General features: G+C 66.7%; 9 protein-coding genes. 3 read left to right on the forward strand and 6 right to left on the reverse strand.

Features of this window, described 5'->3' with window-relative positions; all coding sequences use genetic code 11:
- Window positions 1–8 precede the first annotated feature (8 nt).
- Together M9H71_RS21470 and M9H71_RS21475 are read left to right on the forward strand one after the other, a co-directional pair.
- The gene (locus M9H71_RS21470) at window positions 9–1,823 is read left to right on the forward strand and encodes an ABC-F family ATP-binding cassette domain-containing protein (protein WP_455406932.1); all 1,815 of its coding nucleotides are present in this window, start codon (window positions 9–11) and stop codon (window positions 1,821–1,823) included.
- Between the two features lie 238 nt (window positions 1,824–2,061).
- Window positions 2,062–3,144, forward strand: coding sequence for an alanine racemase (locus tag M9H71_RS21475; RefSeq protein ID WP_455406933.1), 1,083 nt, complete (start codon window positions 2,062–2,064; stop codon window positions 3,142–3,144).
- A gap of 24 nt (window positions 3,145–3,168) precedes the next feature.
- Here M9H71_RS21475 and M9H71_RS21480 read toward each other — a convergent pair whose 3' ends face one another.
- The 6 genes from M9H71_RS21480 to M9H71_RS21505 all read right to left on the reverse strand — a co-directional run bounded on the left by M9H71_RS21480 (window position 3,169) and on the right by M9H71_RS21505 (window position 8,686).
- Window positions 3,169–4,401: an NAD(P)/FAD-dependent oxidoreductase gene (locus tag M9H71_RS21480; protein ID WP_455406934.1), complete on the reverse strand. Its 1,233-nt coding sequence runs from the start codon at window positions 4,399–4,401 to the stop codon at window positions 3,169–3,171.
- Between the two features lie 203 nt (window positions 4,402–4,604).
- Window positions 4,605–5,522 (reverse strand): SDR family NAD(P)-dependent oxidoreductase, encoded by a 918-nt coding sequence (locus M9H71_RS21485; RefSeq protein WP_012495736.1) that lies wholly within the window; start codon window positions 5,520–5,522, stop codon window positions 4,605–4,607.
- An 18-nt stretch (window positions 5,523–5,540) separates the two neighbouring features.
- Window positions 5,541–6,008, reverse strand: coding sequence for a MaoC family dehydratase (locus tag M9H71_RS21490; RefSeq protein ID WP_455406935.1), 468 nt, complete (start codon window positions 6,006–6,008; stop codon window positions 5,541–5,543).
- 91 nt (window positions 6,009–6,099) lie between these two features.
- A complete protein-coding gene (locus tag M9H71_RS21495) occupies window positions 6,100–7,074 on the reverse strand; it encodes an NADPH:quinone oxidoreductase family protein (protein ID WP_455406936.1) in 975 nt (324 codons plus the stop codon).
- Window positions 7,074–7,694 carry a DsbA family protein gene (locus M9H71_RS21500; protein ID WP_455406937.1) on the reverse strand — a complete coding sequence of 207 codons (621 nt, stop codon included), beginning with the start codon at window positions 7,692–7,694 and terminating at the stop codon, window positions 7,074–7,076. The genes M9H71_RS21495 and M9H71_RS21500 overlap by 1 nt, the downstream gene beginning before the upstream one ends.
- 272 nt (window positions 7,695–7,966) lie before the next feature.
- On the reverse strand, window positions 7,967–8,686 hold the full coding sequence (locus M9H71_RS21505) for a glutathione S-transferase N-terminal domain-containing protein (protein WP_455406938.1): 720 nt from the start codon (window positions 8,684–8,686) through the stop codon (window positions 7,967–7,969).
- 139 nt (window positions 8,687–8,825) lie between these two features.
- Here M9H71_RS21505 and M9H71_RS21510 point away from each other — a divergent pair, with 139 nt between their 5' ends.
- A complete protein-coding gene (locus M9H71_RS21510; RefSeq protein ID WP_455406939.1) occupies window positions 8,826–9,848 on the forward strand; it encodes a methionine synthase in 1,023 nt (340 codons plus the stop codon).
- Window positions 9,849–10,038 lie beyond the last annotated feature (190 nt).

Raw genomic sequence — 10,038 nt, forward strand, 5'->3', positions numbered from 1 at the left:
GACGAACCATGGCCCCGCCGCTGATCCAACTCAAAGACATCGCGCTGACCTTCGGCGGCGCGGCGCTGTTCGACGGTGTCGAACTCGCGGTCTCGGCCGGCGACCGTCTGTGCCTGATCGGCCGCAACGGCTCCGGCAAATCGACATTGCTCAAGATCGTCGCCGGGTTGATCGAGCCCGATCGCGGCAGCCGTTTCGTGCAACCCGGCGCCACCGTGCGCTATCTGCCGCAGGAGCCGGATTTCGACGGTTTCGCCACCACGCTGGCCTATGTCGAGGCCGGCCTCGCCCCCGGCGACGATCACTATCAGGCCGCCTATCTGCTCGAACAGCTCGGCCTGCACGGCGACGAAGACCCGGCCAATCTGTCCGGCGGCGAGGCCCGCCGCGCGGCGCTGGCGCGGATTCTCGCGCCAAACCCGGACATCCTGCTGCTCGACGAGCCGACCAACCATCTCGACCTCACCACGATCGAATGGCTGGAGAGCGATCTGGCCCAGCGCCGGAGCGCGCTGGTGATGATCAGCCACGACCGCCGCTTCCTCGGCAATCTGTCGCGCTCCACCGCTTGGCTCGACCGCGGCGTGATCCGGCAGATCGACCGCGGCTTCTCGCAATTCGAGAGCTGGCGCGACGACGTGCTGGCGGAGGAAGAGCGCGATCAGCACAAGCTCGACCGCAAGATCGTGATGGAGGAGCACTGGCTGCGCTACGGCGTCTCCGGCCGTCGCAAGCGCAACGTCAAGCGGCTCGCCGGCCTGCACGAGCTGCGCGCCCAGCGCCGCGACTATCGCGGCCCCACCGGCGCCGCTTCGCTCGCTGCGGCCGAAGCCGACAAATCCGGCAAGCTGGTGATCGAGGCCAAGGCGATCAACAAGGCCTGGGGCGATCGCCCGATCGTCGACGGCTTCTCGATCCGGATCAATCGCGGCGACCGAGTCGGCATCGTCGGTCCGAACGGCGCCGGCAAGACTACACTGATCAGCCTGCTGACCTGCGCCCTTGCCCCCGACAGCGGTAGCGTCCGGCTCGGCACCAATCTCGAAATCGCCACCCTCGATCAGCACCGCGACAGCCTCGACGCCAAGACCTCGCTCGCCGACGCGCTCACCGGCGGTCGCGGCGATCAGGTGATGGTCGGCGGCAAACCGCGCCACGTCATCGGCTACATGAAGGACTTCCTGTTCACCCAGGAGCAGGCGCGCACGCCTTTGGAAGCACTATCCGGCGGCGAACGCGGCCGGCTGATGCTGGCGCGCTCGCTGGCAAAGCCCTCGAACCTCCTGGTGCTCGACGAGCCGACCAACGACCTCGATCTGGAAACCCTCGACGTGCTTGAGGAAATGCTCGGCGATTACGACGGCACGGTGATCTTAATCAGCCACGACCGCGACTTCCTCGACCGCGTCGTCACCTCGGTGATCGCGCCGGACGGCGACGGCAAATGGATCGAATATGCCGGCGGCTATTCCGACATGCTGGCCCAGCGCGGTGCCGACCTGACCCGCGCCGCTGCGAAGCCGGCGGCCGAACCGGCCGCCGCGAAGTCCGCGCCGGCGCCTTCCACCGCCCCCGCGCCCAAGCGCAAGCTGAGCTTCAACGAGAAGCACGCGCTGGAAACGCTGCCCAAGACCATCGCCAAGCTGGAAGCCGAGATCGCGGAGCTGCAGAAGAAGCTCGACGATCCGCAGCTCTACGCCCGCGACCGCGCCACTTTCGACAAGGTCTCGGCCGCGATGGCCAAGGCCCATGACGATCTGCACGCCGCCGAGCATCGCTGGCTCGAACTCGAAATGCTGCGCGAGGAGATCGAGAGCGCGTGAGGTTTCGCATCTGCCACCCTCACCGCATCGGCACGGCGCCCCACCAAGGACCGCCGTCACGGCCGGGCCCGACCCGGCTACCCACGCCACCGCGCACGACCCTCATCCTGAAGAGCCCGGCGAAGCCAGGCGTCTCGAAGGATGAGCGCCGCGGCCCCATGGTTCGAGACGCGCAGTTCCGCTGCGCTCCTCACCATGAGGGACTAAGTCCGTCGTCATTCGAACCCGGAGCCCACCCATGACCACGCCCCTTGCCGCCAAAATCGCCCGCGAAGTCGGCACGCCGGCGCTGGTGATCGACATGGACCGGGTCGAGCGCAACATCGCGCGGGTGCAGGCGATGTGCGACGCGGTGGGCGTCGCCAACCGGCCGCACATCAAGACCCATAAATCGCCGCTGCTCGCCGGAATGCAGATCGCCGCCGGCGCGCGCGGCATCACCTGCCAGAAACTCGGCGAGGCCGAGGTGATGGCCGAGACCGGCATCCACGACATCCTGATCAGCTACAATCTGATCGGCGAGGAGAAGATGGCGCGGCTCGGCGCGCTGCATGAGCGCGTGGAGATGACCGTCGCCGCCGACAACGCGGTGGTAATTGCCGGCCTGCCCGCCGCTGCCGCGCGCGCCGGCCGCCCGCTCGGCGTCGTGGTCGAATGCGACACCGGCCGGCAGCGCGCCGGCGTCGAGACGCCGGCCGAAGCGGTGGCGCTGGCGCGCGCGATCGCCGCGTCCGAGGGACTCTCGTTCAAGGGCTTCATGCTGTACCCGACCGAGGACGGCTGGCCGCAGGCGCAGCGGTTCTTCGACGAGGCGCTCGCTGGCGTGCGCGCCCACGGCCTCGACGCCGCGATGGTGTCGACCGGCGGCTCGCCGAATCTGAAGAACCTCGGCCAGCTCAACGGCGCCACCGAGCATCGCCCCGGCACCTATGTCTACAACGACCGCATGCAGGTCGCCGCCGGCGTCGCCAGCTGGGACGATTGCGCGCTGACCGTGTATTCCACCCTCGTCAGCCGCGCCGGCCCGGAGCGCGGCATCCTCGATGCCGGCTCCAAGACGCTGACCTCCGACCCCGGCGGCGGCCTCGACGGCTTCGGCCTGATCCTCGACCACCCCGAAGCGCGGATCGCCAAGTTCGCCGAGGAACACGGCTTCCTCGACCTGTCGCGCAGCAACTCGCGCCCCAACGTCGGCGACGTCGTGCGCATCGTCCCCAACCACGTCTGCGTCGTCGTCAACATGGTCGACGAAGTGGTGATGGTCCGCGGCAACGAGATCGTCGGCCTACTCCCGGTCGCGGCGCGCGGGAAGCTGAAGTAACAGCACGCCAGCCGCCCCAATTCGTCATCGTCCCAGATACTTTGCCGCGCCCCGCCCTGCCGCCGATCCTGTGGCGAAGCAGGCGGTCAGCAGGTAGCCGCCGGTCGGGGCTTCCCAGTCGAGCATCTCGCCGGCGGCGAACACGCCGGGCAAGCGGCGCAGCATGAAGTCCGCATCGATCTCGTCGAGCGCGATACCGCCGGCGGACGAGATCGCCCGCGCGATCGGCGCCACGCCGGTGAGCCGCACCGGCACCCCATTGATCAGCGCCGCCAACTCGAGCGGCGACAACACGCCGAGCGCGACGCCGCCGGCATGCGCGGCCTCCTGCAGCAGGCCGATGCTGGGCGGCGGCAGTCCCGCCGCCTTGCGCAGCCAGGTTGACAGCGACTGCTTGCCCCGCGGCTTCGCCAGGCGCGCCGCGAGTTCGTCGTCGTCAAGATCCGGCCGCAGCGCGACCCGCAGCGTCGCTTCGCTGCCGCCGAGCACGGCGTCGCGCAGCGGCGCCGACAGCGCATAGACCGCGCCGCCTTCCAGCCCGTCGCGGGTGATCACCGCCTCGCCACGCACGCTGCGTCCGCCGAACGCCAGCGCGACGTTCTTCAGCGGCGCACCCTGATACTTGTCTGCGAACAGCGCCGACCACGCGGCGATGAAGCCACAATTCGCCGGCCTGAGCGGCGCGATCGCGACGCCTTTGGCCGCCAGCAGAGAGGTCCAGCTTCCATCCGAGCCGAGCCGCGGCCAGCTCGCGCCGCCGAGCGCCAGTATGGTCGCGCGCGCCGCGACGCTGCGCGCACCGGCGGGGGTGTCGAACAGCAGCCGCCCCTGTTCGTCCCAGCCATGCCAGCGATGCTTCAGACGGAGCTGCACGCCCTGCGCATCGAGCCGGCGCAGCCAGGCGCGCAGCAATGGCGAGGCCTTCATCGCAACCGGAAACACCCGGCCGCTGGTGCCGACGAAGGTCGGCTGTCCGAGCTCGTCGGCCCACAGCCGCAATGCGTCCGGCGGAAACGCCTCGATCGCCGGCGTCAGTCGCGCCTGAGCGGCGCCGTAGCGCGCGAGAAAATCCGGCAGCGCTTCGCTGTGGGTGAGGTTGAGGCCGCCGCGCCCCGCTAGCAGAAACTTCCGCGCCGGCGCACCCATGCCGTCGAACACGGTGACGCGCATCCCGCCGCGTGCGAGCTGCTCGGCCGCCATCAGGCCGGCCGGGCCGGCACCGATAACGGCAGCGTCGATGTCGAGAATGTCAGCCACGACGGCTGCCTGCGATGAAAATCATCCGGCGCTTATACACGAACCGGGATCGATGCAGAGATTCCGGGTTCACGCCTGCGGCGTGCCCCGGAATGACTCGTGGAGAGACCTTGTCCCAGCGCCGTCATTCCGGGGCGCTCGCGCCAGCGAGTGAACCCGGAATCCGGAGTTGTTCTGCGACTCGACCGAGCCGCAGAACGGTCTCACATCTTGATGCCGAGCCTTGCTGCGGCCTGCGCCACGTATTTCTGCGTCTGCTGGAACGCGCCTTCCAGCGCCTGGGCCTTGGAGTCGTCGCTGATCTCGGCGAAATGCGCCGCGATCGCGTCGGGGGTCCATTCGGATTCCGGCAGGTTGATGCCTTCGGTCTCGATGATCTTGATCTGCGCGAACGAGCCGGCGCCAGCGCCGAGCGTGGTGCGGGTCGGCGCGTTCTCGCTGAGCAGGAACAGCACCGCGGGGGTGATCGCCTCCGGCTTCATCAGCTGCAGCGCCTGAGGCGGCAGCAGCTCCTCGGTCATACGAGTCGCAGCGGTCGGCGAGACCGTGTTGACGCGGATGTCGGTCTTGCGGCCCTCTTGCGCCAGCACGTTCATCAGGCCGACGATGCCGGCCTTCGCCGCACCGTAATTAGCCTGGCCGAAATTGCCGAACATGCCCGACGACGAAGTGGTCAGCACGATGCGGCCGTAGTTGCGCTCCTTCATGCCGTCCCACACCGCCTTGCAGCAGTAGAACGTGCCGGCCAGATGCACGTCGATCACCTTCTGAAAATCGCTCAGCTCCATCTTGCCGAACGACTTGTCGCGCAGGATGCCGGCATTGGCGACCAAGAGATCGACGCTGCCCCACTCCTTGGTCGCCTTCGCGACCATCGCCTGGACCTGTTCGTAGTTCGACACGTCGGCGCCGTCGGCCATCGCGGTGCCGCCGGCCTTCTTGATCTCTTCGACCACGGTCTCGGCCGCGGTCATCGAGCCGCCGGTGCCGTCGCGCGCGCCGCCGAAATCGTTGACCACCACCTTGGCGCCGAGCGCCGCGAGACCCAGCGCATGCGCGCGGCCGAGACCATTGCCCGCGCCGGTGACGATGGCGACGCGTCCGTCGAACCTGATAGCCATGTGTATTGTTTCCCCGGATTACTGTTCGAAGTAGATCAGGCCGAGCCAGTCGGCCACGAGCGCGGAGCGTTTCTCGCCCTCGATTTCGACGTTGACGCTGGTACGCGACAACAATTCGCCCGGCTTGCGCATAGTGGCTTCCGCAAGCATGAAGCGGCCACGCACCCGCGACCCCGCCTTCACAGGCGAGATGAAGCGCAGCCGGTCGAAGCCGTAATTGACGCCCATGGTGACGCCCTTGATCTTCGGCATCGCCTCGTAGGAGAACACGCTCAACATCGACAGCGTCAGGAAGCCGTGCGCGATGGTGGTGCCGAACGGCGTCTCGCGCGCGGCCCGCTCCGGATCGACGTGAATATACTGCCAATCCTCGGTGCAATCGGCGAACTGATCAATCCGCTTCTGATCGAGCACATGCCATTCCGACACGCCGATCTCGGTGCCGACCAGCTTCATATAGGCGTCGAGTTCCAGTTCAGCGCTCATTCCAACCTCGTTGTTCCGCGCTGCACTTTCCACATCGCGAAACCCGCGCCAAGCGAAATCTTCGCGCGGCGCGGGTGCAGAACATTCCGCATTACGGGATCAACGCGACCCGGCCGATCGCCTTGCGGTCGATCAGCAAACGCATCGCCGGCGCCCATTCGGCGAGCGGCAGCCGATGCGACACGTTGGGACGCAGCGCGCCCTCGGCGGCGAGGTCGAGCAGCTTGGCGATGCGCTGCCGACCGAGCACCGGATCACGCCGCACCGCCTCGCCGGCGCGCACGCCGATCACGGACGCGCCCTTCATCAGGATCAGATTGGTGCGGGCGAGCCCGATGCCGCCGGTGAAGCCGACCACCAGCAGCCGCGCTCCCCAATTGATACAGCGCACGCTGTCCTCAAACACCTGACCGCCGACCGGATCGAACACCACGTCGGCGCCGCGACCGTCGGTGATGCGCTTGACCGCATCGCGGAACGGCTCGGTGCCGTACAAGATGCCGTGGTCGGCGCCGCGCTGCCGCGCCACCGCGAGCTTCTCTTCGCTCGACGCCGCCGCGATCACGGTCGCACCGAGATATTTACCGAGCTCGACCGCGGCAAGCCCGACGCCGCCGCCGGCGCCGTGCACCAGCAGCACCTCGCCGGGCTGAAGCTGACCGCGCTCGACCAGCCCGTGCCAAGCGGTGCCGTGGCCCGCCAGATAGGTTGCCGCTTCTGCATAGTCGAATGTGGGCGGGGCCGGCGTAAGCTGCGACGCCGCAGTCACCACCTCTTCGGCATAACCGCCGAACCGCAGCTTGACGATGACGCGATCACCGACTTTGACGCCGTCGACCGCCTCCCCGCGTTCGATCACGTCGCCGGCCGCTTCCATGCCGGGAATGAACGGCAGCTCCGGCTTGAGTTGATACTCGCCGGCGCACATCAGGATGTCGGGGAAGTTGATTCCGGCGGCACGGATCGCGACCCGCACCTCGCCGGCCTTCAACGTCTTGCGTTCGGTCTCTTCCAGCCGCAACGCCTCGGGCGGTCCGAGCTCGCGGCATACCACAGCCTTCGACATCAGGCGGCACCCGCCTTGCCACGCGCCAGCGCCTCGCGCACCAGCGGCAGCCGGTCGTTGCCGAAATACATATCGGTCTTGTTCACGAAGATCGTCGGCGAACCGAACCCGCCGCGCGCGATCACCTCCTCGGTGTTGTCCTTGAGCTGATCCTTGATGCTCTGCTCAGCGATGGCGGCGAAAAACGCCTGCGGATCGAGGCCGCATTTGGTGCAGATTGCGGTCAGCACCTCATCCTTGGAGATATCCTGATCGTCGCCCCAATACGCTTCGAACACAGCGGTCGAGAACGGCACCATCGCGTCGGGCTTGTCGCGCAGCAGCCACAGGCAGCCGCGCATCGCCTTGACGCTGTTCACCGGAAACACGCTGGGTGGCATCTTGATCGCCAAGTTTGACGATCGCGCCCAGTCGGCCAAATCCTTCTTCATGTAACGCGCCTTCAGCGGCACCGGCGTCTTGCGCGATTCATACACGCTCGGATTGACCGAATTGAAGATGCCGCCGACCAAGATCGGCCGCCACGAAATCTCCTCGCCCATCTCCTTCGCCAGCGGCTGGATGTTGTGAAAGGCAAGATACGTCCACGGACTGGAGCAGTCGAAGAAGAACTCGAGCATCGGCGTTTCCTTTTCTTGGTTGTTGTTATTTGTCTTCGTGGTTGTCGTTGGTTGTGGTGGTGATTTAGTCCAGTTCTAGCGATCAAACTCTCGTTCGTCATTCCGGGGCGCGCGCAGCGCGAACCCGGAATCCATACCCCCTGGCGTCTCGATCAAGCACAGCGCAACCGACGCCCTGCTCCACCGCAAACGCTGTGGCGTATGGATTCCGGGCTCGCGCAGCTTCGCTGCGCGCCCCGGAATGACGAACGCGGATGCTGTAGAGGTGGCGATCACTGCTGCTGCGCGCTCTGCGCCCGGGCGTCGGCATGCGCGGGCTTGTCGACACCGAACAGCAGCTTGCGGGCCTGTTCGTCCATCGGCTTCTTGTCCTCCTTGCCGAGGGCGAGACCGGCCTGCAGCTTCGGCCGGGCCCGTAGCGCCGCGTACCAGCGCTTCAGGTTCGGATAGTCGTCGAGCGTCAGGCCCTGCGCCTTGTGGGTCATGATCCAGGGAAAGCAGGCGATATCGGCGATCGAGTAGTCGTCGGCGATGTAGTCGCGGTCCGCCAGCCTGTGGTCGAGGACGCCGTACAGCCGCTTCGCTTCACGGGTGTAGCGGTCGATCGCGTAAGGGATCTTCTCCGGCGCATACAGCAGGAAGTGGCCATTCTGGCCGAGCATCGGCCCGAGCCCGGCCATCTGCCACATCAGCCACTGCGTCACCTCGAACCGCGCGCGCGTATCGGCCGGCATCAACTGCCCAGACTTTTCCGCCAGATAGATCAGGATCGCGCCGCTCTCGAAGATGCTGAGCGGCCCGCCGCCGCCCGCCGGCGCGTGATCGACGATCGCGGGCATGCGTCCATTGGGGCTCAGCTTGAGAAATTCCGGCTGATGCTGATCGCCGCGGCCGAGCTGCATCGGCACCACGTTGTACGGCAGGCCGCACTCTTCCAGCATGATCGAGATCTTCCAGCCGTTCGGGGTCGGCGCATAATACAGATCGATCATGGCGGCAGGGTCCTCTTGACGGGTTTGCGCCGATCCTAGCCCGGCTTCGGGCGGCTTGTCACCTCGATCTCGCGCTGCTGTACGCCCTGCCGGGAACGTGGCACAGAGGGCACCAATCAGACCCCCGAGGGAGCGAACCATGCTGTTTCCAACCACGATTGCCGGCTCGTTGCCGAAGCCCGAATGGCTCGCCGAGCCGAACAAGCTGTGGGCGCCGTGGAAGTCGAGCGGCGAAGAGCTGGTCCGCGCCAAGCGCGACGCCACCATTCTGGCGCTGAAGCTGCAGGAGGATTCCGGCATCGACATCGCGACCGAGGGCGAACAGGCGCGGCAGCATTTCGTCCACGGTTTTCTCGAAGCGGTCGAGGGGATCGACTTCGCCCACAAGGTCGAGATGGGCATCCGCAACGATCGCTATAAGGCAATGGTGCCCCAGGTGATCGCACCGCTGCGGCTGAAGGGACGCGTCCACGGCTTCGAAGCTCAGGTCGCGCGGGCGCATACCACCCGCAAGATCAAGTTCACCCTGCCCGGCCCGATGACGATCATCGACACCATCGCCGATCGTTACTACGGCGACCGCATCAAGATGGCGTTCGCCTTCGCCGAACTGCTGAACGAGGAAGCCAAGGCGCTCGCCGCCGACGGCATCGACATGATCCAGTTCGACGAACCGGCGTTCAACGTCTACATGAGCGAGGCGGCCGACTGGGGCGTCAACGCGCTGGAACGCGCCGCGCAGGGGCTTAGCTGCGCCACCGCCGTTCACATCTGCTACGGCTACGGCATCAAGGCCAACACCGACTGGAAAGAGACGCTCGGCGCCGAGTGGCGACAATACGAGGACATCTTCCCGGCGATCGACAGAAGCGCGATCCAGCAGGTCGCGGTGGAATGCCGGAATTCGAAAGTGCCGCTGGAACTGCTGTCGCTGCTCAAGGGCAAGGTGGTGCAGGCCGGCGTTATCGATGTCGCCAGCGACGAGGTCGAGACAGCCGAAGACGTCTGCGCCACCATCGAAGCGGTGATGAAGCATGTGCCCAAGAGCAACATCATCGCCACCACCAACTGCGGCATGGCCCCGATGCGGCGGGAGATCGCCGAGGCCAAGCTCGCCGCGCTCGGCGCCGGCGCGGAATTGGCACGGCAGCGGTTCGGGTAGCAACGTCTACGTCATTCCGGAGCGCGAGCGCAGCTCGCGAACCTGGAATCCCGTGGCGCTCTGAATCTCCAGATTCCGGGTTCGCGCTTCGCGCGCCCCGGAATGACGTCGTTAGTTGGTCGTCCGTGAAGTTTGCTGAACTGGATTGATTTAGGGGTGTCGGGCGGCTTCGAGTCGGAGTGACAGCATC

Source organism: Rhodopseudomonas parapalustris, assembly GCF_053772255.1.

Bases quoted from the DNA above. Each gene is read 5' to 3' on its own strand.
- M9H71_RS21470 (WP_455406932.1), top strand. From the start codon at position 9: ATGGCCCCGCCGCTGATCCAACTCAAAGACATCGCGCTGACCTTCGGC.
- M9H71_RS21475 (WP_455406933.1), top strand. From the start codon at position 2,062: ATGACCACGCCCCTTGCCGCCAAAATCGCCCGCGAAGTCGGCACGCCG.
- M9H71_RS21485 (WP_012495736.1), bottom strand. From the start codon at position 5,522: ATGGCTATCAGGTTCGACGGACGCGTCGCCATCGTCACCGGCGCGGGC.
- M9H71_RS21490 (WP_455406935.1), bottom strand. From the start codon at position 6,008: ATGAGCGCTGAACTGGAACTCGACGCCTATATGAAGCTGGTCGGCACC.
- M9H71_RS21495 (WP_455406936.1), bottom strand. From the start codon at position 7,074: ATGTCGAAGGCTGTGGTATGCCGCGAGCTCGGACCGCCCGAGGCGTTG.
- M9H71_RS21500 (WP_455406937.1), bottom strand. From the start codon at position 7,694: ATGCTCGAGTTCTTCTTCGACTGCTCCAGTCCGTGGACGTATCTTGCC.
- M9H71_RS21505 (WP_455406938.1), bottom strand. From the start codon at position 8,686: ATGATCGATCTGTATTATGCGCCGACCCCGAACGGCTGGAAGATCTCG.
- M9H71_RS21510 (WP_455406939.1), top strand. From the start codon at position 8,826: ATGCTGTTTCCAACCACGATTGCCGGCTCGTTGCCGAAGCCCGAATGG.